A 25,108-nucleotide genomic window follows, 5' to 3' on the forward strand; every position below is an offset into this window, starting at 1 on the left:
CCACCGCTCATCCGCCTGGCTCACCTTCTCCGGGCGCACCTGTCCGCGTCCAGCCCCACGCGCCTACCCGCCTCTATATCCGCAGTCGGGTGGTACGAGGGTTTCGGTAGGTGAAGGCCCAGCGGTCGTCGCCGATCTTGCGGCGGGTGTAGCGGGTGGGGTGGCGGTAGCGGTCGCGGTTGTGGAACTGGCACGCCGGCCCCAGCAGCTTGAGGTCGGTCAGCCCGCCGCTGCACCAGTCCTCGGCGTGGTCGATCTGGCACATCGTGGCCGGCAGCGGGCAGCCGTCCACCCAGCAGGTCGCATACCGGGCGAAGACCGCCCGCCGCTGCGCCGGGGTCGCGAGACGGACCTTGCGGCCCATGTCCAGCACCTGCCCACCGGCGTCCATCACGATCCGCACCAAAGTGCTGGTACGGGCCAGGCGATGCACGCGGGAGACGGGCAGCAGATGCCCGGTCGCCAGGATCAACCCCGGCAACCCCCGCAACCACACCCCCGGCGGCGGACTGTTCACCCCCACCCCTGCCCACGCGCAATCGTCGCGTTCCACACCCGGCCAGGCGCTGCCTCCCGGCCAGGCGCTGCCTCCCGGCCATGCCCGGCCTCCCCGCCAGGCACCGCCTTCCGGTCGGGCGTGGCCTTCTGCCCACGGTGGGGCATCGGAGCCGGCCTTCGGCGGGCTTTGGTCACGCCCGACCGGTGGGTGGTTGCGTTCCGCTCCCAGCCAGGCATCGGCTCCCGCTTGCGGCGGAGTGTCGACTCCTTCCCTCGGCATCCCGTGCGGCGCCTCACCCGGCTCGGAGGCATGGCGGTGGTCCTCCGCCGGGCAGTCGCGGGCCGGGCAATCAGGCCACTGCTCAGCGGAGTCGGCGGCAGAGCGCTCGCTGTCGGCGTCCGTTGCGTCGGCGCCGGTGGCGGTGGCGGTGGCGGTGGCGGTGGCGCAGGTCGCGCAGGCGTCGATGTCGAAGTCCTCAGCAGTCCAGACGTCAGGCCCAGGGCCAGGGCCATCGCTCGGGGCTGGGTCTGAGAAGCCTGGGTCTGAAGGGCCGATGCCCGAAGGGGCGGGGCCAGGGCCGTCGCTCGGGTCGGCGTCTGAGGGGTCGCTGGTGAGGTGGTCGGCAGGTGGGTCGCTGGTGGGGTGGTCGGCAGAGGGGTCGTCTGAGGGGCCGGCTGTGGGATCACCTGAGGGGGTGGTGCCTGCGGGGTTGTCGGCTCCGGGGTTGTCGGCTGGGGGGTCGTCGGGGAGGGATTCGGCGGTGACCAGCACCAGAAGCTCGGTCGCGATCTTGTTGTCCAGGAACGCGATGACCGCATCGGCGTTCCGCACGCTCGGGGTGCGGTCGTCGCCCTCGGCCTTCGGCTTTGCGTAGACGTCCAGCAGGTGCTGCAACCGGGCCGCGGCTTCCACCGGGAGGTAGAACTCTCCCTCCAGCCCGCCGTTCCTGCGCCGCCGCACCCGGAAGAAGCGGCGGTCGAAGTCGGCCTGCTCATCGCTTTCGTGGCCGTCGGGGTCCAGCACCGCCCGCAGATACCGCCCCGCCTTGGCCACCTCCGCCGCACCCGCCGAACCTGCCAACTCCAGCAAAATCCGCTCAGCGGTGGTCGCCTGCTCATCGGTCAACCCGGCGGTGGCGGTGCAGATCGCCTCCACAATCCCCTCGGCCAGGCTGCCCTCGGTGAACCGCTCACGCACCCGCGACAGACGACCCAACTCCATGCCCATCGTCACCAACCGGCCCGCACCCGGGATCGTCATCCCCCCGACAGAGCGCAACCACAACCTGGTCGAGGCGTGCCCATGGTTCCTCGCCTCCCCAGCCCGGTGAACGCGCCCGACCCGGGCAGCCAGCGCGCTGGTGATGCGGTCGCGGGCCGCCAGCAACTCCTCGGCCTCGGCTAGACACACCTCCGCCGAGTCGGGTGCCGGCACGAGCGCCACCACCCGGGCCGCCTCACCAACCGCCGCCACCGCCACCCACGACGACCCCACACCACGATCACCCTCGAAGACACCGTCGAAGGCACCATCCGGCGCACCACTCTGCGCACCGTCCGTCGCGCCATTGGGCGCACCCTCGGCATCCCGATCACGGCCCGCATTCCGACCCCGGCCCGCGTCATCAAAGCCAGCGCCAGAGCAACCACCAAGAGCACCATCAGACACACCGTCGGGGGCATCGCCGGGTACATCGCCACAAGCGCTACCCGGAGCACCGTCGGGAGCGCCCACCTTCGCCTGGCTGTCGTTACGACTCGCGCGCTCTCGCGCCCCAGGAACGACGATCGGGATGAATTCACGGGCGGCTGAACCCTCGGAAGACCACAGCGGCGAACCGGCCGTCAACTGGTCCCACCAGTCGGCGTCCTCACCAATCGAACGATGAGGGTGGTCAGAACCATCGTCGAACAGGTCCATCACACCCCCTCGATGCATTCGAAAATCTGTCTGTATTCTTTCATGTGCCGTCACGGACAGCAACCAGCCGAATACGTTAGTTGGAGCCACTGGCCAGGTGGTGATTTCGGCACAACTCGGATACCAGAGCCATAAGACGCATTCGCATTCCATATCTCTGTCGTCATCACGGCTTCAGCGGAAAGGAACCTCGGAAACCGGCCGGGGGCCGTGTTTGCGGGTGCAGGTAAGTAGGAGGCCGAGGACGGGCTCGCCCCTACGATCGACAAACTCTCCGCACCATCGGCAGGCCCCCGGAAACCCTGTGACGGGACCGGGGGCACAGCCCAGTGGGGCGAACCCGGCCGCAATTCGGTGGCGGGACGGGGGCGCAACGTGCTGACACGACCCGGCGTAACCCGGGTGACGGCCCGGCGTAACCCGGGTGACGACCGGGCGCAACCCCGGGGACGGGACTCCAGGAAAAGGGCGTCGCGGGTGCTGTCGGCGGGGGTCTTGACACCCCGCAGAAGGTGTCCTCCCAATCGTGCCGAACGCTCCTCGGCGGACCGGCGGATCTTTGGCTGAAACTTTACCCTGGGCACCCGCGAACAGGAACGGCGATCAGCCGTCTGACCTGCGGATTCTCGACCGGGCTCGGTCCTTAACCCACGCCCCGCCAAGATGTCTTGTGCCATTTGGCATCAGGCGTGCCCAGCAGCCCCCATCATGTGCTCATGCCCGCTTTTGTCACCCTGTCCGGGCGCTCCGTGCGCCTGGAACCGCTCAGCTTCGCGGTGCTCGACGATCTTGTCGCCGCGGCGAGTGAAGACCGTTCTACGTACGCCTTCACTCGCGTTCCCGTTGGACGGGACGAGATGGCCTCCTATGTGGAGGCCGCCTTGGCTGAGCAGGCGGAGGGCCGCACGATGCCCTTCGCCATCCGGTGGCTGCACACCGACCGCGTGGTCGGTGCCACCCGTCTGATGAACCTGGAGTACTGGCAGGGCCCGATGCCCTGGCCTCCGGGTGCCAAGGGCGCGGTGGGCGAGGTCCCGTCCGTCGCGGACATCGGGTACACCTGGCTCGCCGCGTCGGCCCAGGGCACCGGTGTCAACCGGGAGAGCAAGTACCTGTTGCTCTCCCTGGCCTTCGAGACCTGGCAGGTTCACCGGATCACCCTCAAGGCAGACGTACGCAACACCCGATCCCGGGCCGCCATCGAGGCCCTCGGCGCACACCTGGACGGTGTGCGACGGGCGGACAGCCGAGGCGCCGACGACACGGTCCGAGATACCGCGTACTACTCGATTCTGAGTCCCGAATGGCCCGCCGTACGCGAGCGTCTCCGCGCGAGGCTGGGCCTTCTGGAACCGGCGTCGGAAGCAGCCTGACAAGCCCCCATAGACAGATCCAAAACCCATAAAAGGGAGCGGCCCGTCCCGGGAAGGGACGGGCCGCGTCATGCCGGCGGACGATCAGACGTCGTAGCCGTACTCGTCGTCGTAGGCGTTGTAGATCTCGTGCCAGCCACCGCACTTGACCGGGAACTTGCTGTACAGACCGATCTGGCAGACCTGCGCCTGGACCTGCGCGACGTCGTAGCGCCAGAAGTTGATCTGCTTGTAGCCGCCGGCGCCGCAGTACTTGTACGACTTGAAGCTGGAGGACCAGTCGTCCTCGCTGTCGTCCCAGTCCTGGACGCGGAACCGGATGTAGGCGCACTTGCCGCCGTGCCGGTAGGTGCGGTTGTCCTGGTCGTAGAGCTTGCCGGTGACGTGGACCCGGTTCGACTCCTCGTCGTCGTAGTTCACGTCGATGTGGCCCTTGGCCTTGGCGAGGTGGTTGGAGGACCAGTAGGTGCCCCACCACTCGGAGTAGTCCCAGTCGTCGTCGTGGTGGGAGGCGGAGGCCGCGGACGCCGGGGCGGCGCTGGCGGCGGTCGTGAGGGCCGGCAGCCCGAGGGCGGTGACGGCGGTGGCAGCGGCGAGGCCGAGGATGATGGAGCGACGCATTTCGGTTCTCCTGTTCGAGGACGATCCCCCGATGCGGGGTGCTGTCGGGGTTGCGTCTCAGTGATAAGCCGCTCCGCCTGCAAATCGCTTTCACCGCCCGGACGGCGGTTTGCAGGCCGCTTTCAAGCACCTGAACGCACGCTGAACCCTGGTAAATCGGCGGGAGCGTTATACGGGCGCCTCGCCGCACGATCTATCATTTGCTCACGAATCTTGCCGTTCAGGAGACAGGTTCCACATGCCTGACCACGCCACCTCGGACGACCTGCGCTTCGCCGTACTGGGACCCGTCCTGGCGTGGCGCGACGGTGTCGAACTCGATCTCGGCACGCCCCTGCAACGCTCCATTCTGGCGATGTTGCTGCTGCGGGAGGGGCACGCGGTCTCGCCGACCGAGATGATCGACGGCGTCTGGGGGGAGGACGCCCCACCGCGTGCGTTGGGCGCGCTGCGCACCTACGTCTCCCGCCTGCGCACCGTCCTTGAGCCCGGCCGCTCGCCCAGGACGCCGCCGCAACTGCTGACCTCGGTGGGCCGGGGGTACGCGCTGCGGCTCGGCCCCGCCCGGTTCGACCTCGCCGTATTCGACCGGGAGTGCGCCGCCGCCGAGTCGGACCGCCGTGCGGGCCGGGTGGAGCAGGCCGCCCGGCGGCTCCGCGGCGCCCTGGGGCTGTGGTCGGGCGAGCCGCTCGCCGGCGCGGTCGGGCCGTACGCCGAGCACCAGCGCGACCGGCTGGCCGAGCGCCGCATCGGGGCCGTCGAGGCCCTCATGGAGGTCGACCTGGAGCTCGGCCGGCACGCGGAGATCATCTCTGAGCTGGTCGCGCTCGCAGCCGAGCACCCGCTGCGCGAGCGGATCCGCGTCCAGCTCATGCTGGCCTACTACCGGTGCGGCAGGCAGGCCGAGGCGTTGGCGGTGTTCACCGAGACCCGGCAGGCGCTGGTGGACGAGCTCGGCATCGAGCCGGGCGCCGAGCTGAGCGAAATGCACCGGCGCATCCTCGCCGCCGATCCCTCGCTCGCCCCCGCGTCCCCTCCCGTACGGCTGTCGCAGCACGACGACGCCTGGGACGAGAACGGGGACGGGGAGACCGGCCCGGGTCACGGCCCGATGGTCGAGATGCCGAGACCGGCGCAGCTTCCCGCGGCGATCACCGACTTCACCGGGCGCACGCGCCTGGTGCACCGGCTGCTCGCGCTGCTGCGCGGCGAGGGCCTGGCCGGCGGCACGGCCGAGGGGGTGCCGATCGCGGCGATGTCGGGCATCGGCGGCGTCGGCAAGACGACCCTGGCCGTCCACGTGGCCCATCTCGCGGAGGACCTGTTCCCCGACGGCCAGCTCTACGCCGACCTGCGCGGGTACGGCGTCGAGCCCACCGCGCCGGAGACCGCTCTGGTCGCGTTCCTGCGGGCGCTCGGCATCCCGATGGACGTGATCCCCGACGGCCTGGCCGAGCGCTCGGCGTTGTTCCGGTCGCTGCTCGCCGACCGCAGGATGCTGGTGCTGCTCGACAACGCCCGCGACGCCGACCAGGTGGAGCACCTGCTGCCCGGCTCGGCCGGCTGCGCCGCGATCATCACCAGCCGGGGCAAGCTCGCCGACCTGCCCGCGGCGCGGCTCGTCGACCTCGACGTGCTGGAGCCCGACGAGGCGCTGTCGCTGCTGGCCGCGGTCGCGGGGCCGGAGCGGGTGGCGGCCGAGCGCGCGGCCGCGATGGACGTGGTGGCCGCCTGCGGCTTCCTGCCGCTGGCCGTGCGGATCGTCGCCGCCAGGCTCGCCTCCCGCCCGTCGTGGACGGTGGCCTCGCTCGTCCCCCGGCTCGCCGACGAACGCCGCCGCCTGGACGAGATGAAGATCGGGAACCTGGCGGTCTCGGCCACGTTCGCCCTCGGGTACGGCCAGCTCGACGCCCGGCAGGCCCGGGCGTTCCGGCTGCTGTCGCTGCCGGAGGGCTCGGACATCTCGCTCTCCGCGGCGGCGGCGCTGCTCGACCTCACCCTCTCCGAGACCGAGGACGTGCTGGAGTCGCTGGTGGACGCCAGCCTGCTGGAGGCGCCCGCGCAGGGCCGCTACCGGTTCCACGACCTGCTCAAGCTGTTCGCCCGGCGGCAGGCGGAGGCGGCCGAGGAGCCCGGGGCCCGGGCGCTCGCGCTGCGCCGCCTGCTGGGCTTCTCACTGGCGTCGGCGGGCGCGGCGCACCGGCTCGCGTACGAGGGCAGCGCGGTCGCCGACAACCTGGTCGACCTGGGCATGCGCGGCCACTCCTTCGGCTCCGCCGACGAGGCGGTGGCGTGGCTGTCGGCGGAGGCCGAGAACCTGTTCGCGGCGGTGGCCAGGGCGTACGGGTCGGGAGAGGACCTGCTCCCGGCGGCCGACCTGCTGCTGGCGCTGGAGCCGCTGCTGGAGTCGGGCACCAGCCAGCGCGAGTTCGAGCAGCGGGTGTCCGCGCTGCTGACGGCCGCGCGGAACGCGGGCGAGCAGCGCGCGGAGATGCGCTGCCGGTACATGCTCGGCCGGGTGCTGTTCGGCGCGAACCGGCTGGCCGAGGCGGAGTCGCACTTCCTGTCGGCCCGGGCCCTGGGCGAGGAGACCGGCGACCACGTCGTGCTCGGCGAGACGTGCAACGCGCTCGCGGTGGTAGCGGGACGGCAGCGCCGTCACACCGAGGCGCTCGACTGGTTCGACCGGGCCACGGCGATCTACCGTGAGGTCGGCAACCCCGCGGGCGAGGCGCTGGCGTCGTGCTACTCGGCCCGCGACCACCTGGGTCTCGGCCGGCCCGACGACGCCATCGCCGCGGCCGAGCGGGGGCTGGCGGTCTTCTCCGAGATCGGCAGCGGCGCCGGGACGGCCCGGGCGCGCTATCACCTCGGCAACGTGTTGTCACACGTCGGGCGGCTCAACGAGGCCGTCGTCCACCACGCCGAGTGCCTGGCCTTCTTCCGCGCGAGCAACCAGCGGGTCTGGGAGCAGCGGGTGTGCTACCGGCTCGCCGCTACCTTCATCGCCGCCGGCAGATTCGCCGAGGCCGCCCGGCACGCCGAGGAGGCCCTCACGGTCAGCCGTGAGATCACCCACCCGTACGGCGAGGCGCAGTCACTGGCCGCGCTCGGCAAGGCCCTCATGGGCGTCGGAGAGGCCGCGCGGGGCGGGGACGCCCTGGACAAGGCGCTGGAGATCTTCACCCGGCTCGGCTCGCCCGAGGCCGCCGACATCGCCGCGCTCCTGGCCGAACAGACCCAGACCCAGGTCGACTCGTAGGTCGTCGTCCAACCGGCTCATCCGGACGTGGTTGATCACGCGCTCGCCCCTTCTAGTATCCCGGAGAGATCGGCCCGGCCGGCCGCCCGCCGCCTTGGGGCGCGCAGGGGGCCCGGTCCTTACCGGTGCGCCCCGTGGCGGCTCGCCGCCTCACATGAACGACCGGCCAGGCTTCGGTGCGGGCTCCGAACCCCCCCGGAGCCCGCACATGACCAGAGTCGCCCCGGGCGTTCAACTTTCGATCAACGCGGGCTTGCAGCCGGGCTCGCGACCGACAGAAAGCCCTCGGCGACCAGCGGGCGGAGCGCCGCGGGGGCCCGGCCGAGCACGGCGTCCGGGTCCTCCCCGGTGAGTTCCGCGATCGCGGCGAGCAGCGGCCGCGTGGGCAGATCTCCGTCGCACACCCCTGCCAGCGCCGCCTCCACCGTCCCCACGGTGGCCGTACGGCGTGCGCCCCGGGTCTGCCGGAGCACGATGCGGGAGGGGTCGTCGGCGCCGGGCGGGCCGACGCGCTCCTCCACGACTCCGTCTGCCACCCGGAGGCGCGCGTCGAGCAGGTCCTCGTCGGACAGTTCGTGCGCGGCGCGGGCCGCCCGCAGGACCTCCTCGACCAGCGCGCCGGCCGGCGGCTCCACCGGCTGCGTCAGCTCCTCCACCCGCACCAGCGGGCTGAGCGAGCCGGAGTCGTGCAGGCTGATCCAGCCGAAGCCGACGCCGGTCACGTCCATCGACTCGAACCACGCGAGCCACTCGTCGTAGCGCTCCCGGTAGGCCGAGGTGCCGTGCTCGGCGGAGTCGCGCAGCCACAGTTCGACGTACTCGGCGGGGTCCTGCACGTCGCGTTGCACGGCCCAGCCGTCGCAGCCGGTCTCGGTGAGCCAGCCGCCCACCCTGTCCTGCCAGTCCTCGCCCTTGACGTGCAGCCAGTTGGCGAGGAAGCGGGCGTGCCCGCCCTGGGCGAGATGGCGGGGCGTGCGCCGGACGAGTTCGCGGCAGAAGTCGTCACCGTGCCGCCCGGTCTCCCGGTAGGTGTACCTGGCCTCCGGCGCGATGACGAACGGCGGGTTGGACACCACGAGGTCGAACCGCTCGCCGTCCACCGGGTCGTACATCGACCCCTCGCGCGCCTCGACGCCGTGCACGCCGGACAGCTCCCAGCTGAGGCGGGCGAGCCGCAGCGCGCGGCGGTTCACGTCGGTCGCGACGACCTGGCCGGCCCGGGGAGCGAGGTGCAGCACCTGCACCCCGCAGCCGGTGCCGAGGTCGAGCGCCCGGCCGGCCGGGGCGGCCCAGCCGAGCTGGGCGAGGTTCGCCGACGCGCCGCCCGCCCCCACGACGTGATCGGGGCGCAGAGAGGGGTCCCCGGGCCGCACCTTGCGGTCGGAGACCACGTACGCCGGACCGGCCGCCCCCGCGTCCCACGGCTGGAGATGCACGGTGGCCTGGACGGTGTCGCCCAGCCGCACCAGCAGGCCGGTCTCGATGAGGTCCTGGAGGGGCAGGTCGGCGGCGGCCATGCTGACCGGCACACCCAGCCACCAGAGGCGGATCAGCGCGGCGAGGGGGTCGGCGTCCCTGGTGGCGCGCAGCGCGGGCACGATCTCCTCGCGGGCCAGGGCCGAGGCCGCCATGTCGCCCAGCCGCTCACGTACGCCGTCGATCGAGTAGCCGGTCTCCACGAATCTGTCGCGAAGCCGTCGGACCAGGTCAGAAGGGGCGTCCACAGATCGAATGTATCGCGGCGCCGCCGGACGGCACGCGGACTTCGGCGGTAAGCCGTTGATAAGTGAAACTCAAGCAGCAGGCCTTATTCATATGGGGAACCCCCCGACCGAGGACCCCGATGCTGCTGCCCTGTCTGGCGTGCGACTGCCGCCTGCGCCCCGACGAGTACTTCGACGCCTGCCACGACTACAACCGGGCCAGGGACGTCGTCATGTGGACCTGTCCCCGCTGCGGCAACCGGGACGAGATCCGCGTCTTCCCGGGAGAGCTGGGCTTCGGGTACGCCCGCGGCAGGCGGTTCGACGTACAGGACCGCGTCCCGGTGCCGGGGCTGCGGCGCCACCGCTACGAGCTGCGGCTGGAGATCTGTCTCGACGGCCGGGTGTGGCGGGTGCTCAGCCGGGAGCTGCCGTCCCCCGGCGTGGGCGCTACGGCGTCTTGAGGCTGTGCCAGGCGGCCTCGCCCAGCCCGCGGATCTCCTCCGCGGTGGGCTGGTGGGCGCCGCTGAACCACAGGCGGCACATCTCCTGCGCCGGGCCGAGCCACAGCACGTAGCACATGGTGGCGGGGACCGCCCGGAGCTCGCCGTTCTTCACGTGCGGCCGCCACCAGTCGGCGACCTGGCGGAAGAAGTCGCGCCGCGACTCGGCGACCTCCGGGCCGCCGGGCTCGTTGCGGCGGGGCGGGCGCTCGCTGATCAGCAGGCGGGCGCGTTCCGGGTGCTCGCCGCACCACGCCATGTGCAGGGCGACGATGGCCTCGATCCCGCCGCGGGCGTCCTCGTGGCGGATGAGCTCGTCGACGAAGGCGTCCTGGTACGCCTCCAGGATCTCGGCGTAGAGCACCCCGTAGACGTGTTCCTTGCTGGTGAAGTGGTGGTAGAAGCTGCCGACGCTGACGCCGCTCTCCTGACGGAGACTGGCGAGCGTGGTGGCGGACACGCCGCTCTGGCTGAACCTGCGCAGGGCCCCCTCGATGATCCTGGCCCTGCCGTCCCGCCCGCTTCTCACGTTGTTCACAAAGTCAATGGTGAACCAACAGAACCTTGTTCTGCAAACGCGGGGGTGGCTTCGTTCAATTGTGACAGAGCGGAAGGGGTTTGTGCATACGATGCGTGACATGCGGCGTTATCGGGTGGACAACTGCTCCATCGAGCGAACCCTCGCCGTGCTCGGCGAGAAGTGGACGCTCCTGGTGCTGCGCGAGGCGTTCAACGGCGTCCGGCGGTTCGCCGATCTCCAGGCGCGTACGGGTGCGCCGCGGCAGGTGCTCAGCGCCCGGCTGTCCCGCCTCGTGGACGAGGGGCTGCTCCGCAAGGTGCCCTACCGGGAGCCCGGCCAGCGCCAGCGCGACGAGTACCGGCTCACCCAGAAGGGGCTCGACCTCTACCCGATCATGATGGCCCTGATGCACTGGGGCGACCGCTACCTTGCCGACTCCGCGGGGCCGCCCGTCGTGGTGACCCACCGCGACTGCGGCGCGGCGGTCGCGCTGCGCCTGCTGTGCGCCGACGGCCACGAGGTCGGCGGCCCACGGGAGGCGACCCCCCGCCCCGGTCCCGGCGCCCGGCTCGGCCTGACCCGTGCCTGATATCGCGTGCCTGATATCCCGTGCCTGATATCGCGTGCCTGAAATACGGACCACCCGTGGGGCTGCCTAGGCTGGTCACGTGTACCGGTTCCTCCTCTCACGCCGCTGGGTCGGCCTGCACCTGCTCGTGCTCGCGCTGATCCCCGCCTTCTTCTTCCTGGGGAAGTGGCAGTGGGGGCGGTTCGAGGAGAACTCGGCCAGAAGCACCAGGATCACCGCCAACCTCGCCGCCGCGCCCGTGCCGATCGACCGGCTCGACCGGCCCGGTGGGGCCGTACCCGAGAAGGACGGGCATCGCCTCGTCACCGCGACCGGGCGGTACGACCCCGCGCACGAACTCGTGGTGCGCCGGCGCACCCTCCACTCCCGCGTCGGGTTCTACGTGGTCACCCCGCTCGTCACCCCAGGTGGCGCCGTGCTGGTGAACCGGGGGTGGGTCCCGGCGGGCGCGACCGCGGACGCGCCGCCACGGGTGCCCGCGCCGCCCGCCGGAGAGGTGACGGTCACCGGGCGGCTGCGCCCGGCCGAGACGCGGGAGAACAGCGGGATCAGGGTCCGGGCCGGGCTGCCGCCCGGGCAGATCCTGCTGATCGACACGCCCGCGGTCGCCGGAGGCCTGCCGTACCCGGTCTACGGCGGCTTCGTCGAGCTGACCGATCAGCGGCCGCCGGCCGGCGCCTCCCCCGAACTCCTGCCGCCGCCGGACGTGGGCGCCGGCGGCGGGCTCAACCTGGCGTACGCCGTGCAGTGGTGGTTGTTCATCGGCATCGCGGTGGGCGGCTGGGTCCTGCTCGTCCGCCGGGAGGCCCGCGATCTGCGGGAGGCCGGGGACGCCGTCCCCGAGGACGCGCCACGCGTCGTGATCACACCCAGTGACCGGGACACCGCAAGGTGAGCGAACGGATACCAACCGGAGACCTTGCAGCTTGTACCGTGTTATCCCTTGGCTTTACCGTTTACTCTCGTGACGACGCCGCTGCATCCCGACCCAGAGCCGAGGCGGCGGGACTACGTGATCATTTCGGTCGACGATCATCTGATCGAGCCGGCCGACCTCTTCGAGGGCCGTCTCCCGGAGAAGTACAAGGACCTCGCGCCCAAGGTCGTGGAGACCGACGCGGGTCACCAGGTGTGGCGGTACGGCGGCGCCACCTATCCCTGTGCCGGGGTCGACGTGGGCGCGGGCCTGCCCAAGGAGCAGTGGACCCTCGACCCCGTACGCTTCGACGACATGCGGCCGGGCTGCCACGACATCGAGGCCCGCATCGGCGACATGGACCGTGCCGGGATCTGGGCGGCCCTCTGCTTCCCCGGGATGCTGGCGAGCCAGGCGGGCGTGGCCTTCGGCCGCACCCGTGACCGGGACCTCGGGCTCGCACTGGTTCGGGCGTGGAACGACTGGCACGTCGACGTGTGGGCGGGCAGCTACCCCGAGCGCATGATCGCGCTCCAGCTGCCCTGGCTGCCCGACCCCGAGGTCGCGGCCAAGGAGATCAGGGAGAACGCCGCCCGCGGCTTCAAGGCCGTCGTGTTCCCCGAGTTCCCCACCCGGCTGCGGCTGCCGTCCATCCACAGCCGCCACTGGGACCCGTTCTTCGCCGCGTGCGAGGAGACCGGGACGGTCGTCTGCCTGCACACCGGGGCGTCCTCCTGGGCGCCGGTGCCCTCGCCCGACACCCCGGTGGAGGCGATCACCACGCTGATCCCGGCCAGCGCGATGTTCGCCTGCGCCGACTGGCTCTGGTCCGGGGTCGCGCTGCGCTACCCCAAGCTGCGCGTCCTCATCGTGGAGGGCGGCGTGGGCTGGCTGCCCATGCTGGCTGAGCGGGCCGACTACGCGCTCGACCACCCGGTCGCGGGCGAGCCGGCGTGGGAGGGCGGCCTGAAGCCCAGCGAGGTGCTCAGGCGCAACTTCTTCTTCGGCACCCTCGACGACAGCGCGCTCAGTTCGGTGCGGCTGGCCGTCGGCATGGAGCACGTCCTGCTGGAGACCGGCTATCCGCGCGCCGAGTCGACCTGGCCGGACACCCAGCGCACGGTGGCCCGCAACCTCGGCAGCCTGCCCCCGGCCGACATCGCCCGGGTCTCGTACGGCAACGCCGCCCGGCTGTTCGGCCACCCCCTGCCGTCACGGGCCTGGCTGCGGATGGAACAGCTCTAACGCCGCGTCCGCCCTGTGTGCGTGTGCGCCTGCGCGTGCGCCGGCCGGGCGCCGTTCTCCCACTCGACGAACTGGCCGCTCTCGCCGAGCAGCGCGGTCGCCAGCCACAGCAGGACGCCGAAGTCGTCGACGATCCCGATGCCCAGGAGGAAGTCGGGAACCACGTCGATGGGGGACACGATGTACGCCACGGCCATGCCGAGCATGGCCAGCTTGCCCTTCGTCAGGCCGTGATACTCGCCCTTGACGGCGGCGCGGATCATCCGGGGCACGGCCTTGAGGCGCGAGCCCACGCCGGGCGAGCCCGGCCGGGACACCTCGCGGTAGGCCCGCCAGGTAGCCGCCGCACGTCCTGCCTTCACCATGAGGACACCTCCCGGGGGACAACACTGCCCGCCCTGTCCTCCCGTTAACGTACGGCCGCGCCCGCCCGGTTCCTGTCACGCCCGCAGCTCGTGCACCACCTCGATGACCTCCCTGGCCACACCCTTGATGCCGGGCAGGTGCGACAGGGCGACCAGCCGGTCGACGAGCGGGACGACCCGGTCGATCAGACGGTGGGTGCGCGCACAGCCGGGCGAGGCGTCGTGCACCCAGAACAGCACGACGCCCATCCACAGCATCCACAGCAGCTCGGGCAGCTCCTCGCGCAGTTCGTCGTCCATGCGCCCGGCCGACCCGTCGACGACCTCCCGGTAGAGCGCGATGGCCGACTCCCGCGCGGGCGCCGACTCCGCGCTGAACGGGCTGAGCGGATTGCTGGGCTCGGCGGCGTGCTTGAAGAACTTCACCGCGAACTCGTGGTACGGCTCGGAGATCCGCACCCACTCCCGCAGCACGCCGCCGAGCCGTCCGGCGAAGGACCTCTCTGCGGCGAACACCTCGCGGCAGGCCGCCTCGTGCGACGCCTGCGCCCGGTCGTAGTACGCCTGGACCAGCTGTTCCTTGGACGTGAAGTAGTAGTAGGCGTTGCCCACCGACACGCCCGCCTCCGCGGCGATGGCACGCATCGTGGTCGCCTCGTACCCCCGCTCCCGGAACAGCCGGAGGGCCGTCTCGACGATGAGCTCCCGTGTCTTCTCGGCCACGATCGTCACTGTACGGCGCGGCCGGGCAGGGAGCGGGGGTCAGGAGAACTCAGCAGGACTCAGGCGAACTCGGTGGCGACGAGCGCGGCGATCTCGGCGGTGTTCAGCGCGGCGCCCTTGCGGAGGTTGTCGCCGCAGACGAACAGGTCGAGCGTGTTGGGGAAGTCGAGCGCTTGGCGGATCCGGCCGACGTAGGTCGGGTCGGTGCCCACGACGTCCGCCGGCGTGGGGAACACGCCGTTGGCCGGGTCGTCGAGCACCACGACGGTCGGCGCCGCGTCCAGGATCTCCCGGGCGCCCTCGACGGTCACCTCCCGCTCGAACGTCGCGTGGACGGCGAGCGAGTGGGTGGTCACCACGGGGACGCGCACGCAGGTCGCGGAGACCCGCAGGTCCGGGATGCCGAGGATCTTGCGGGACTCGTTGCGGACCTTCAGCTCCTCCGACGTCCAGCCGCCGCCCCTGATCGAGCCCGCCAGCGGCACCACGTTGAGCGCCAGCGGAGCGGGGAACGGCGAGTCGGCCAGGTCGGGCACGGTCTTGCGCACGTCACCGGCGGCCGTGCCCATCGTCCGGTCGCCCGCGACGGCCTCGATCTCGGCGTACAACCGCTCGGGGCCGGCCACCCCGGCGCCGGAGACGGCCTGGTAGGAGGCGACGACCAGCTCACGCAGGCGGTACTCGCGGTGCAGCGCGCCCATCGCGGCCATCATCGACAGCGTCGTGCAGTTGGGGTTGGAGATGATCCCCTTGGGCCGGTTGCGGGCCTGCTCGGGGTTGCACTCGGGCACCACGAGCGGCACGTCCGGGTCCATCCGGAAGGCGCCGGAGTTGTCCACGGCCACCGCGCCGCGCTCGGCGGCGATCGGCGCCCACTCGGCGGACACCTCGTCCGGCACGTCGAACATCGCGATGTCGACGCCGTCGAAGGCCTCCGGCGACAACGCCTGGACCACGACGTCCTCGCCGCGCACGCTCAGCACCTTGCCCGCCGAACGCGGAGAGGCGATGAGCCGGATCTCGCCGTACGCGTCGGACAGGTCGCGGCGGTTGGTCAGGATGTCGAGCATGACCGTGCCGACGGCGCCGGTCGCGCCGACGACGGCCAAAACGGGCTTGCGGCTCATCGTCCGGTACCTCCATACACAACGGCCTCGACCTGGTCGGAGTCGAGGTCGAACGCGCGGTGGGCGGCGGCGACCGCGGTGTCCACCTCGTTCTGCCCCACGACGACGGAGATTCGGATCTCCGAGGTCGAGATCATCTCGATGTTCACTCCGGCGTCGGCCAGCGCGCCGAAGAACGTGGCGGTGACGCCGGGGTGCGAGCGCATGCCCGCGCCGACGAGCGACACCTTGCCGATCTGGTCGTCGTACAGCAGCGACTCGAACGCGACCTGGCTCTGGATCTTCTTCAGCGCGGTGAGGGCCGTCTGGCTGTCGTTCACCGGCAGCGTGAAGGAGATGTCCGTACGCCCGGTCGCGGCGGCCGACACGTTCTGCACGATCATGTCGATGTTGATCTCCGCGTCCGCCAGCGTGCGGAAGATGGCGGCGGCCTCGCCGACCTTGTCGGGCACCCCGACCACAGTGATCTTGGCCTCGCTCCGGTCGTGCGCGACCCCGGAGATGATGGGCTGCTCCACTTCGGTCCCTTCGCTGTTGGGGTCGGAGACGACCCAGGTGCCTTCCCTCGTGCTGAACGAGCTTCTGACGTGGATGGGCAGGCCGAACCTGCGGGCGTACTCCACGCAGCGCAGGTGCAGGATCTTCGCCCCGCACGCCGCCATCTCCATGGCCTCGTCGTAGGAGATCCGCGGAATCTGCCGTGCCGAGCGGACGATGCGGGGATCGGCGGTGTAGATGCCGTCCACGTCGGTGTAGATCTCGCAGACGTCCGCGCCGAGCGCCGCCGCGAGAGCGACGGCCGTGGTGTCGGAGCCGCCCCGGCCCAGCGTCGTGATGTCCTTGCTGTCCTGGGAGACGCCCTGGAACCCGGCCACGATCGCGATCTGACCGGCGTCGACCGCCTCCCTGATTCGGCTCGGCGTGACGTCGATGATGCGCGCCTTGCCGTGCGTCGAGTCGGTGATCACGCCCGCCTGCGAACCGGTGAAGCTGCGCGCCTCGTGGCCGAGGTTGGCGATCGCCATCGCGAGCAGCGCCATCGAGATCCGCTCACCCGAGGTGAGCAGCATGTCGAGCTCGCGGCCGGGCGGCAGCGGCGACACCTGCCGGGCCAGGTCGAGCAGCTCGTCGGTGGTGTCGCCCATCGCGGAGACCACCACCACGACGTCGTTGCCCGCTTTTTTCGTCGCCACGATCCGCTGGGCGACCCGCTTGATGCAGGACGCGTCGGCTACGGAGGAACCACCGTACTTTTGCACAACGAGCGCCACTGGAATCTCCAACGAATCAGGACGTGGAGCTCACAGTGTACTTGTGCGTCCCAAACGCCCACCGTACGCGACCAGTATGTGGACGGTCAGCCCACGCTCAGACGGCGATCAGACCGCGATCAGACGGTGGTGCCCTCTTCGACCACGTCGAGGCGGGCGTGGGCGACGAGCGACTGCAGGGCCCGCAGCGCCGCGCCGGCGTGGTTACCCCAGGTGTTGAAGTAGGAGAACTGCCACCACCACAGCGCCTCAAGGGGACGGCCCGCGCCGTAGTGCCGCAGCCCGTGGATGAGGTCGGCCGCCACCGCCGCGAGGTCGTCGGACAGCCGGTACGGCGTGACCGCGTCGTCCTTGTAGGGGTCGAAGACCTCGGCGTAGTCGTCCACCGGCCCGAGCCGGGCGGCCAGCGCCGTGCGGAGGGGATCGATGTCGGGGTCCTCGCTCAGCACGGGCTCGACGTTCCCCTGCAGGATCACGTCCTGCGCGGCCCCCAGCTGGGTGCCCGCGAGGCTGACCTGGGCCACCTCCACCAGAAGCAGCGGCAGCGTCGCGTCGCCGCCCTCGCCGCCGGCCAGGCGGGTCAGGCCGTCGATGTAGTTCTGCGCGTGTCCGGCGACGCGTGCGGCCAGGTCGTTCCACTCGTCAGACATCCAGCAGCCTCCGTCCTTCGAAAGCGCGGCCCAAGGTGACCTCGTCGGCGTACTCGAGATCACCGCCCACAGGCAGGCCGCTGGCAAGTCGGGTCACCTTCAGCCCCAGAGGCTTGACGAGCCGGGCCAGATAGGTGGCCGTCGCCTCACCTTCGAGGTTCGGGTCGGTAGCGAGGATCAGCTCGGTGATCTGGCCGTCGGCCAGCCGGACCATCAACTCGCGAATCTTCAGGTCGTCCGGCCCGACACCGTCGATCGGGCTGATCGCTCCTCCGAGCACGTGGTAGCGGCCGCGGAACTCGCGGGTCCTCTCGATCGCCACCACGTCCTTCGGTTCCTCGACCACGCAGATCACCTGCGGGTCACGCCGCTGGTCGCGGCAGATGCGGCATTCCTCTTCCGCTGCGACGTTGCCGCAAACCCGGCAGAAACGCACCTTCTCCTTGACCTCCAGCAGCGCGTGCGCCAGCCGCTTGACGTCGGCCGGGTCGGCGGCGAGGAGGTGGAACGCGATCCGCTGCGCGCTCTTGGGACCGACGCCGGGCAGCAGCCCGAGCTCGTCGATCAGATTCTGGACGACCCCTTCGTACATGCTCTAGAACCCCGGCAGCTGACCGCCGCCGAAACCGCCCCCCAGACCCTGCGCGAGCGGGCCCAGCTTCTCCTGCTGCAGCTCGGCCGCGGCGCGTACGGCGTCCCGCACGGCGGCGAGGACCAGGTCCGCGATCGTCTGCGCGGTCTCCTCCGGGTCGCTCGTGTCGATGGCGACCGGGCTGATCTCGAGTTCCAGCAGCTCGCCGCTGCCGTTCACGGTGGCGCGGACGAGCCCGCCGCCGGCGGTCCCGTCGACCTCGGCGTCGCTGAGCTCCTGCTGCGCGGTGACGAGCTGCTGCTGCATCAGCTGAGCCTGCTCCAGCAACTGCTGGAGATTGACATCTCCTGGATTCACGATGGTGCGCTCCTCAGCGTCCAGCGACGTGTTCGTCGCGACGAGCCTACGGCGTCCGTCCCCGTTTCCGCACCGGAGCCGGTACGCGTGTTCCACCCGGGGTGGTCGGCGGACGGACACCGGTTACCCCACCAGTCTCCGTCCATGCGGCGTCCGTCTCCCGCGCGGGTGAGGCGTTCAGGAGTGGTCGATCTCCTCGATGATCCGGCCGCCGAGCTCGCGCTGGATCAGGGCCATGCCGGTCAGCTCGCTCACGTCCGCGCCCGCGTCGCCACGGCCCGGAACCGTCTCCGGCCAGGCCTGGCGTGATCCCGCCGGCGCGGCGGGCCGCCCGGCCGGCCGCGCGGTGGCGAACGCGGACGACGCTCCCGACGGCGGGCCGGGCGACGGGCTGTCGAAGTCGTCCGACGGCGCGTCCGGCCAGGTCTCGTCGGTCGTCCCGCTGGGACCCGCTCCACCGCTTCCCGCCCCGTTGCTCACGGCGGGCGGAGCGGCCGGTGCGGCGGACGCCGGCGGTGACGGCGTGGACGCGGCAGGCACGCCGGGTGAAGTGGGCACCGTGGCCGGTGACGACCCTGTCGGCGCGACCGGCGCGGGCGGCGCCGCGGGTGCGGGGGGGCCGGACGGGCCGCGCGCGGCGGAGCCGGACGGGCCCGGGCCCGAGCCGCCGACGACCACCTCGACGCGCCAGACGCCGCCGAGCACCTCGCCGAGGGCGGCGGCCACCAGCTCGTCGCGCTTGCCCTTGAGGAAGCCCTGCACGTCGCCCGGCTTCTCGAAGCCGATGGTCACCACGTTGCCCTCGACGCCGAGCAGCCTGCCCTGGGCGTTGAGGATGATCCAGGCCACCTTCTGCCGGTTCCTGATCGCCTCCAGCACCCGCGGCCAGGCCTGGTGCACCGGCCCGCCGCTCTGAACCACTCCCTGGCCGACGCCCGTCGCGGGCGCCTGGGCCTGCGCGGGCGGCGGAGCGGCCCCGGCGCCGGGCCGTACGGGCGTGGGCCAGTCGTCGGCGTCGCCGGTCCTCGCCGGGGGCCGCGCGGCCGGAGCCGGCGCGCTCTCCGCCGGCGGCGCCGCAGGAGGCACGGCTGGCGGCGCGGCTGATGGGGCCGCCGACGGTGCCGTAGGAGGCGCGGCCGGTGGCGGGGCGGCGGCGACGGCGTGTGTCCCGGCCACGACGCCGCGCTCCAGCCGTTCGAGCCGGGTCAGCAGCGCCGCCTCGCCCTGGTCGGCCCCCGGGAGCAGCACGCGGGCGCACACGAGTTCCAGCAGCAGGCGGGGAGAGGTGGCGCCGCGCATCTCGGTCAGCCCGGCGTTGAAGACCTCCGCCGCCCGGGTCAGCTCGGCGGGACCCATGGACGCCGCCTGCGCCTGGAGGCGCTCCAGCTCGTCGGCCGGCCGGTCGAGCAGGCCGCTGCCCGCGGCCTCGGGGACGTTCGAGAGGATCACCAGGTCGCGGAAGCGTTCGAGCAGGTCGGTGGCGAAGCGGCGGGGGTCGTGGCCGCCCTCGATCACCCGGTGCACCGCGTGGAACACGGCCGCGCCGTCCCTCTTGGCGAACGCGTCGACCACCTCGTCCAGCAGGTCGCCGTCCGTGTAGCCGAGCAGGGACACGGCCCGCGGATAGGTGATGCCGGCCTCGTCCGCGCCCGCGAGAAGCTGGTCGAGGATCGACAGCGTGTCGCGGGCCGACCCGGCGCCCGCCCGGACGACGAGCGGTAACGCGGCCGGCTCGTACGGCACCGACTCGGATTCGAGGATCTCCTCCATGAGCCGGCGCAGCGTGGCGGGCGGCATCAGCCGGAACGGGTAGTGGTGGGTGCGGGACTTGATCGTCCCGATGACCTTCTCCGGCTCGGTGGTGGCGAAGACGAACTTGAGGTGCGGCGGCGGCTCCTCCACCAGCTTCAGCAGCGCGTTGAAGCCCTCACGGGTGACCATGTGGGCCTCGTCGATGATGTAGATCTTGTATCTCGCCGAGACGGGGGCGAAGAACGCCCGCTCGCGCAGGTCACGCGCGTCGTCCACACCGCCGTGGGAGGCCGCGTCGATCTCGATCACGTCGAGGTGGCCGGGCCCGGTGGGCGCCAGCGCCACGCAGGACTCGCACTCCCCGCAGGGGTCCGGCGTCGGGCCCTTCTCGCAGTTCAGGGAGCGGGCGAGGATGCGGGCGCTGGAGGTCTTGCCGCAGCCGCGCGGACCGCTGAAGAGATAGGCGTGGTGGATCCGGCCGCTGCGCAACGCCTGGCGCAGCGGGTCGGTGACGTGTTCCTGCCCCTTGACCTCGGCGAACGTCCCGGGCCTGTACTTGCGGTACAGCGCAAGACTCATGCCGCCTCCTCGGGGGGTCGACCCGGCCGGCGTACCCGCTAACTGAGAGACCCCTCGCACACCCGCCAGAGCCCGCTTATCCTTGCTGCCTTCCGGCCCTGGGGAGGTTCACAGGATGACGCCGCGCGAGGGGTCCGCTGGACAGTCTAGCCACTAGGCGGGGGTGCGCGGGACGCTTGACCACACCTCGCCATCACCGTCGAAACCACACCCGAAGTGAGCTAAGCTGTCCGACGGAGGATTCGCCTAGTTGGCCTAGGGCGCACGCTTGGAAAGCGTGTTGGGGGCAACCCCTCAGGAGTTCGAATCTCCTATCCTCCGCGCTTGGTTGAGCAGCAGAACGCGAAAGGCCCGGTCCATCCAACCGGGCCTTTCGCGCGTCCAGGGTCTCAGTTGCCCTCTGGAGAGGCCTCCTCTGGGCCGTCTGCGGACTCCCACAGCAGCCCGTCAACCTGGTTCGCCACGGTGTGCCGGATGGTGTCGGTGACGTGCAGGTAGCGGCGGGCCATGCCCGTACTCGACCACCCCATGATGGCCATCACAGCCCGTTCGGGGACTCCCAGGATTAGGAGCAGTGTCAGCCCTGAAGGGTTACGCCGGCAGTCGTGACGCCAGGGGTGACTTGCTCGTGGCCAAGCGGCTCATGGGCCAACTTGGAGTTGGCGAACTTGTCCTCCGATGGGGACAAGGGCTGACCATTCTGTTCAACGGAGAACGAGTGTGGTCCGAGCGGGGCGGTGTGAGCAAGGGCAAGTACTGGACCTTGAGGGCCCGGTCGGGATCACGATGACGGCCATCATGATCAACCCAAAAGTGTTACAGCAGCCTTTGACTCACTGATCACTCGGTTTCGTCCGCGCATCTTCCGCATGGTGTCGGTTGCAGATGAAGCTGTCGGTGTCCGCGTGTTGTTGTCGGTGCTCGTGTCGGTGTTCAGCTTGAGTTGTCGGCCGGCGCGATCTGGCAAAGCCAACGCACCCCAGCCGGTTCACCGACAATAAGACCTGACGACGCCACGCGGCGGCCGAGACTGTGCCTAGGTTCCAGGAACTTACCGTCAGTCCACACGCGCCCAGAGATCGTACGGGTCCTGCCTGGGGCGGAATCCATGCGCCTCTGCCATGTCTGCCGCCTCCCGGAACCTGTGACCGACGAGCGATGGGTCGTGGGCGTCGCTGCCGAAGCTGACCGCCGACCCACCCTCCTGGTGCCACCACCGCAGGATCACCGGTGACAGCGGCAACCTCGTGTTGATCTCCAGGGCCCGCCCAGAGGAGGCGGTCGCCCGCAGCGCATGCCGGAACTCCTCCTCGAAGGTCAGCGGATCGAAAGGCCCAGCCTCCGTAGGCCAGGACCGCACTGGGTAGTCGATGTGGGCAAGCACGGAGAACACATCGCTCCCCGACACCAGTCCGGCAACCTCGGCCAGGTACTCCCGAATGACCTCGGCCGCAACCCGGTGGTCGTATAGCCCCCACGGTTCCGCGAACCCGTCGCCGTCGGGCAGGCAGTGCAGAGAGCCCAGGATCCTGTCAAACCGCCCGGCCGCGAGTACCTTCGCCACGGCCTCGGCGTGCCAGTGCGGCTCCCCGACCTCCAGCCCACTCAGGATCCGTAGCCCGGGGAAGCGCTCGCGGCACCGCTCGATCGAGTCCAGATACCCGTCCACGTCGAACGCCGGAGGGCTCAACACCCCCTCCGGCGAGCTCAGCGACAGCAGATGGGCATCATCCGCGGAACCGATGTTCAACGACGTGTGGTCGAGGTGTTCGGTGAAGGCGATCGCCGGGAGCCCGAGCTCCACCGCCCGTGCGCAGGCGCGCTCCATCGAGGCATTCGGGGCGTCCCAGGACCACTCGCTGTGCACGTGACTGTCTACAGGCACCATCACAAAAGCACCGTAGTGGACGATCAGCGGAAGTGGCTTGAAGGGGAAGAGACGCCGATCATCAGTTCACCGACAACACGACCTGAACGACTCCACCCGAACCCGTCCGCATCAACATGTCGGACTACAGGTCATACGTGTCCGCTCCGACAACATCACTTGGAAGGGACGCATGGAGTCTGGGCGTCCTCGCAGAAACCCAAGGCATGGATCCGCACACCCGCCTGATCGCCGAATACGGCGTGGAGGGGTACAACGTGTCCTACGCCATCGAGGCCTGGCGGGTGAGGCGTACCGGCAGCGGGACGCCCTCACCCGGCGACCGGTGCGAGGAGTGGGGCTGGTACCCGCAGAACACCATCGCTCCGACCAACCTCGAAGGGTGGCGGCTGAGGACGGCGTGACTCCTGCGGGGCCGGGCCGCCTTCGGGCCGCCCGGCCCCGCTTCGCGATCTGCCACTCCCACGGAACTGCCATGGCGTGGACGACCTCCGCCGGCGGGTGGTTGGTTGACGGGATGGACCTCATCGACTTCTCCGGCTCTCCCCGTCCGGGAGACCTCGGCGTCCGCTGGATCCACGGGTCCGAGTCGGCCAAGCACAACACCGATCCGGACATCCAGGTCCACCGGTACGACGAGCACACCGTCATCCTGCGGCAGAACAAGGCGATCAACTACGAGGCGCCGTTCATGTTCCTGCTGTTCGGGAACGACCGGGCCCTCCTGCTCGACACCGGCGCGACCGCGTCGCCCGCGTACTTCCCGCTACGCCGGACGGTGGACGCCCTCGTACGGGACTGGCTGGGCGAGCACTCGCGCGAGCGCTACGGGCTTCTCGTCGCCCACACCCACGGCCACGGCGACCACATCGCCGGGGACGGCCAGTTCGCCGGCCGCCCGGACACGGTGGTCGTGGACCCCGCGCCGGAGCGCGTGCGCGAGTTCTTCGGGCTCGGCGACGACCTGGACGTGCCCGCTCCCCTCGATCTCGGCGGCCGCGTCCTGGACGTGCTGGCGAGCCCCGGGCACCACAGGGCGGCGGTGACCTTCTACGACCGGTCCACGGGCCTGCTACTGACGGGCGACACGGTCTACCGCGGACGACTGTACGTCGAGGACTGGCCGGAGTTCGGGCGGACCATCGACCGCCTGGTGAGGTTCGCCGCGGACCGGCCCGTCACCCATGTGCTCGGCTGCCACATCGAGATGACCGGCGTGCCGGGCGAGGACTACCCGATCCGCACCACCTATCAGCCGGACGAACCGCCGCTGCAGATGACGGCCGGGCACCTGCGGGAGATCCGCCACGCGGTGACCGAGATCGGGGGCCGGCCCGGCGTCCACGTCTATCCCGATTTCATCGTCCACGTCCGCTGAGCCGCGAAAATTTCAGCCCCGGTGTGACGTCTCGGCAGGCCGCCGCCGGAGGGCGGGCGCGGCGGTTGACACGGCCTGGCCCCTCGGGAGATTCCGGATTCGCGGACACCGCAGCCCGCAACGACCGGCCGACGAGTCAGGAAAACGCATGGTGATCTCCCGTACGACGGCGGCACTCGCCGCGGTGTTCGCCCTCGCCCTGCCCGCACCCGCGGCAGCGGCCGCCGCTCCACCGGCGGACGGGCGGGTGGGCACTCCGGTGCGGACCGAGCCGCTGGCGCAGGAGCTGCGGCTCGCCGGAGCGGGGACCTCGCTGCTGCTCTGGTACCGCTCCACCGGCCACGACGGACGTCCTGCCGTGGTCAGCGGGACGCTGGCGGTCCCGTCCGGACGTCCTCCGGCGGGCGGCTGGCCGGTGGTGAGCTTCGGGCACGGCTTCGGCGGCATCGCCGACGCCTGCGCCCCCTCTCACACCGGTCCGAGCCCCTGGGAGCGCGCGGTGCAGGAGACGCTGCTCGCCGCGGGCTACGCCGTGGCCGTCACCGACTACGAAGGGCTCGGCACCCCCGGGGACAGCCCGGGCATCGACGGGAGGTCCGAGGCGTACAACGTGATCGACATCGTCCGCGCCGCCCGGCGCGTGGCTCCCGTCGGGCGGGACTGGGCGTCGGTCGGCTACTCGATGGGCGGGCACGCGGCCCTGTTCGCCGCCGCCCTCACCTCCTCGTACGCGCCTTCGCTGCGGCACAGGGGCACGATCGCGATGGCCCCGGTCACCCAGTGGGGGCTGTGGACGAAGGACCCCGCCTTCTACGACCCCGCGCTTCCCGTCAACCACACGGTCCCCTACAACGGCCGGACGATGCCGCTGACGACGCCCGGCTTCCGGGCGGCGGACTGGTTCACCCCGAAGGGGCTGGAGCTGGTCGACCTGGCCGGGCGGGCCTGCATCGGCGACATGGTCGCGGCGGTCGCCGGGCTCACCAACGGCGACGTGCTCAAGGACCCGGCCGGAGCCAACGCGGTGTTCGCCCGGTCGCTGGCCGACGACGAGATCCCGGTGTCGCGCTATCCGCGGCCGGTCTACGTCGTCCACGGCACCGACGACGTCGTCCCGATCGCGCTCAGCCGTCTCACGGCCGGACAGCTCCTCGGGGCGGGCACCGACGTCACGTTCGTTCCTGTGGAGGGCGCCGACCACATCACACTGCTGCCGGCGATCGCCACGCGGGTGCGGGAGTGGACCGACCGGCTCTTCCGCCGCCGGTAGGAGCC

General features: G+C 71.1%; 23 protein-coding genes, 1 tRNA gene and 1 other RNA gene. 10 read left to right on the forward strand and 15 right to left on the reverse strand.

All coding sequences use genetic code 11. The annotated features are described in order from the left end of the window. Positions 1 to 73: 73 nt before the first annotated feature. The gene (locus HHX37_RS00375; RefSeq protein WP_182884138.1) at positions 74 to 1,993 is read right to left on the reverse strand and encodes an HNH endonuclease; all 1,920 of its coding nucleotides are present in this window, start codon (positions 1,991 to 1,993) and stop codon (positions 74 to 76) included. Between the two features lie 1,142 nt (positions 1,994 to 3,135). On the opposite strand from HHX37_RS00375, the gene HHX37_RS00380 reads away from it, so the two are divergent. Next, positions 3,136 to 3,792, forward strand: coding sequence for a GNAT family N-acetyltransferase (locus HHX37_RS00380; RefSeq protein ID WP_182882506.1), 657 nt, complete (start codon positions 3,136 to 3,138; stop codon positions 3,790 to 3,792). A gap of 84 nt (positions 3,793 to 3,876) precedes the next feature. On the opposite strand, the gene HHX37_RS00385 is transcribed toward HHX37_RS00380, so the two are convergent. Then, the gene (locus HHX37_RS00385) at positions 3,877 to 4,413 is read right to left on the reverse strand and encodes a hypothetical protein (RefSeq protein ID WP_182882507.1); all 537 of its coding nucleotides are present in this window, start codon (positions 4,411 to 4,413) and stop codon (positions 3,877 to 3,879) included. Between the two features lie 238 nt (positions 4,414 to 4,651). Here HHX37_RS00385 and HHX37_RS00390 point away from each other — a divergent pair, with 238 nt between their 5' ends. Beyond that, positions 4,652 to 7,675, forward strand: coding sequence for an AfsR/SARP family transcriptional regulator (locus HHX37_RS00390; RefSeq protein ID WP_182884139.1), 3,024 nt, complete (start codon positions 4,652 to 4,654; stop codon positions 7,673 to 7,675). A gap of 242 nt (positions 7,676 to 7,917) precedes the next feature. Here the strand turns inward: HHX37_RS00390 and HHX37_RS00395 are convergent, their stop codons facing one another. Continuing rightward, entirely contained in the window at positions 7,918 to 9,408 is a 1,491-nt protein-coding gene (locus HHX37_RS00395) for a methyltransferase (RefSeq protein WP_396774771.1), read from the reverse strand. 110 nt (positions 9,409 to 9,518) lie between these two features. Between HHX37_RS00395 and HHX37_RS00400 the strand changes: the two genes are divergently transcribed. After that, positions 9,519 to 9,842 carry a hypothetical protein gene (locus HHX37_RS00400; RefSeq protein WP_111697614.1) on the forward strand — a complete coding sequence of 108 codons (324 nt, stop codon included), beginning with the start codon at positions 9,519 to 9,521 and terminating at the stop codon, positions 9,840 to 9,842. Here HHX37_RS00400 and HHX37_RS00405 read toward each other — a convergent pair. After that, complete coding sequence (locus tag HHX37_RS00405) at positions 9,829 to 10,419, reverse strand: TetR/AcrR family transcriptional regulator (protein WP_111697613.1); 591 nt, start codon at positions 10,417 to 10,419, stop codon at positions 9,829 to 9,831. The genes HHX37_RS00400 and HHX37_RS00405 overlap by 14 nt on opposite strands. A gap of 100 nt (positions 10,420 to 10,519) precedes the next feature. Here HHX37_RS00405 and HHX37_RS00410 point away from each other — a divergent pair, with 100 nt between their 5' ends. The 3 genes from HHX37_RS00410 to HHX37_RS00420 all read left to right on the forward strand — a co-directional run bounded on the left by HHX37_RS00410 (position 10,520) and on the right by HHX37_RS00420 (position 13,151). Beyond that, the gene (locus tag HHX37_RS00410; protein WP_220499510.1) at positions 10,520 to 10,990 is read left to right on the forward strand and encodes a winged helix-turn-helix transcriptional regulator; all 471 of its coding nucleotides are present in this window, start codon (positions 10,520 to 10,522) and stop codon (positions 10,988 to 10,990) included. Between the two features lie 79 nt (positions 10,991 to 11,069). Further along, positions 11,070 to 11,885 carry an SURF1 family protein gene (locus tag HHX37_RS00415; protein WP_111697611.1) on the forward strand — a complete coding sequence of 272 codons (816 nt, stop codon included), beginning with the start codon at positions 11,070 to 11,072 and terminating at the stop codon, positions 11,883 to 11,885. 69 nt (positions 11,886 to 11,954) lie between these two features. Continuing rightward, positions 11,955 to 13,151: an amidohydrolase family protein gene (locus tag HHX37_RS00420; protein ID WP_182873198.1), complete on the forward strand. Its 1,197-nt coding sequence runs from the start codon at positions 11,955 to 11,957 to the stop codon at positions 13,149 to 13,151. Here the strand turns inward: HHX37_RS00420 and HHX37_RS00425 are convergent. The 9 genes from HHX37_RS00425 to ffs form a co-directional block, all read right to left on the reverse strand. Next, positions 13,148 to 13,516, reverse strand: coding sequence for a YkvA family protein (locus HHX37_RS00425; protein ID WP_182873199.1), 369 nt, complete (start codon positions 13,514 to 13,516; stop codon positions 13,148 to 13,150). The two genes, HHX37_RS00420 and HHX37_RS00425, sit on opposite strands and share 4 nt — an antisense overlap. Before the next feature lie 75 nt (positions 13,517 to 13,591). Beyond that, a complete protein-coding gene (locus tag HHX37_RS00430; protein ID WP_244301701.1) occupies positions 13,592 to 14,239 on the reverse strand; it encodes a TetR/AcrR family transcriptional regulator in 648 nt (215 codons plus the stop codon). A 59-nt stretch (positions 14,240 to 14,298) separates the two neighbouring features. Further along, positions 14,299 to 15,366, reverse strand: a complete 1,068-nt coding sequence (locus tag HHX37_RS00435) for an aspartate-semialdehyde dehydrogenase (protein ID WP_111697607.1) — start codon at positions 15,364 to 15,366, stop codon at positions 14,299 to 14,301. Further along, on the reverse strand, positions 15,363 to 16,637 hold the full coding sequence (locus HHX37_RS00440) for an aspartate kinase (RefSeq protein ID WP_182882511.1): 1,275 nt from the start codon (positions 16,635 to 16,637) through the stop codon (positions 15,363 to 15,365). Before HHX37_RS00440 ends, HHX37_RS00435 begins: the two co-directional genes overlap by 4 nt. A gap of 119 nt (positions 16,638 to 16,756) precedes the next feature. After that, positions 16,757 to 17,287, reverse strand: a complete 531-nt coding sequence (locus tag HHX37_RS00445) for a DUF5063 domain-containing protein (protein WP_111697605.1) — start codon at positions 17,285 to 17,287, stop codon at positions 16,757 to 16,759. Beyond that, positions 17,280 to 17,879: a recombination mediator RecR gene (gene recR, locus HHX37_RS00450; protein WP_111697604.1), complete on the reverse strand. Its 600-nt coding sequence runs from the start codon at positions 17,877 to 17,879 to the stop codon at positions 17,280 to 17,282. The genes HHX37_RS00445 and recR overlap by 8 nt, the downstream gene beginning before the upstream one ends. A 3-nt stretch (positions 17,880 to 17,882) precedes the next feature. Then, positions 17,883 to 18,236, reverse strand: a complete 354-nt coding sequence (locus tag HHX37_RS00455) for a YbaB/EbfC family nucleoid-associated protein (RefSeq protein WP_111697668.1) — start codon at positions 18,234 to 18,236, stop codon at positions 17,883 to 17,885. Positions 18,237 to 18,413: 177 nt separating this feature from the next. Next, entirely contained in the window at positions 18,414 to 20,567 is a 2,154-nt protein-coding gene (locus HHX37_RS00460; protein WP_182884140.1) for a DNA polymerase III subunit gamma and tau, read from the reverse strand. Between the two features lie 42 nt (positions 20,568 to 20,609). After that, positions 20,610 to 20,705, reverse strand: an RNA gene (ffs, locus tag HHX37_RS00465) — signal recognition particle sRNA small type. A 97-nt stretch (positions 20,706 to 20,802) separates the two neighbouring features. Between ffs and HHX37_RS00470 the strand changes: the two genes are divergently transcribed. Beyond that, positions 20,803 to 20,888, forward strand: a tRNA-Ser gene (locus HHX37_RS00470). Positions 20,889 to 20,956: 68 nt separating this feature from the next. On the opposite strand, the gene HHX37_RS00475 is transcribed toward HHX37_RS00470, so the two are convergent. Together HHX37_RS00475 and HHX37_RS00480 are read right to left on the reverse strand one after the other, a co-directional pair. Then, a complete protein-coding gene (locus HHX37_RS00475; protein ID WP_220502521.1) occupies positions 20,957 to 21,097 on the reverse strand; it encodes a hypothetical protein in 141 nt (46 codons plus the stop codon). Positions 21,098 to 21,624: 527 nt separating this feature from the next. Then, positions 21,625 to 22,455 (reverse strand): PHP domain-containing protein, encoded by an 831-nt coding sequence (locus HHX37_RS00480; protein WP_182882590.1) that lies wholly within the window; start codon positions 22,453 to 22,455, stop codon positions 21,625 to 21,627. Between the two features lie 206 nt (positions 22,456 to 22,661). Between HHX37_RS00480 and HHX37_RS00485 the strand changes: the two genes are divergently transcribed. From HHX37_RS00485 to HHX37_RS00495, 3 genes are all read left to right on the forward strand, one after another. Continuing rightward, on the forward strand, positions 22,662 to 22,859 hold the full coding sequence (locus HHX37_RS00485; RefSeq protein WP_182882514.1) for a hypothetical protein: 198 nt from the start codon (positions 22,662 to 22,664) through the stop codon (positions 22,857 to 22,859). A 71-nt stretch (positions 22,860 to 22,930) separates the two neighbouring features. Beyond that, positions 22,931 to 23,833: an MBL fold metallo-hydrolase gene (locus HHX37_RS00490; RefSeq protein ID WP_220502522.1), complete on the forward strand. Its 903-nt coding sequence runs from the start codon at positions 22,931 to 22,933 to the stop codon at positions 23,831 to 23,833. 148 nt (positions 23,834 to 23,981) lie between these two features. Then, a complete protein-coding gene (locus HHX37_RS00495; RefSeq protein WP_182884141.1) occupies positions 23,982 to 25,103 on the forward strand; it encodes a lipase family protein in 1,122 nt (373 codons plus the stop codon). Positions 25,104 to 25,108 lie beyond the last annotated feature (5 nt).

The sequence above is a fragment of the Microbispora sp. H10885 genome, assembly GCF_014161415.1.
Taxonomy (GTDB): Bacteria; Actinomycetota; Actinomycetes; order Streptosporangiales; family Streptosporangiaceae; genus Microbispora; species Microbispora triticiradicis.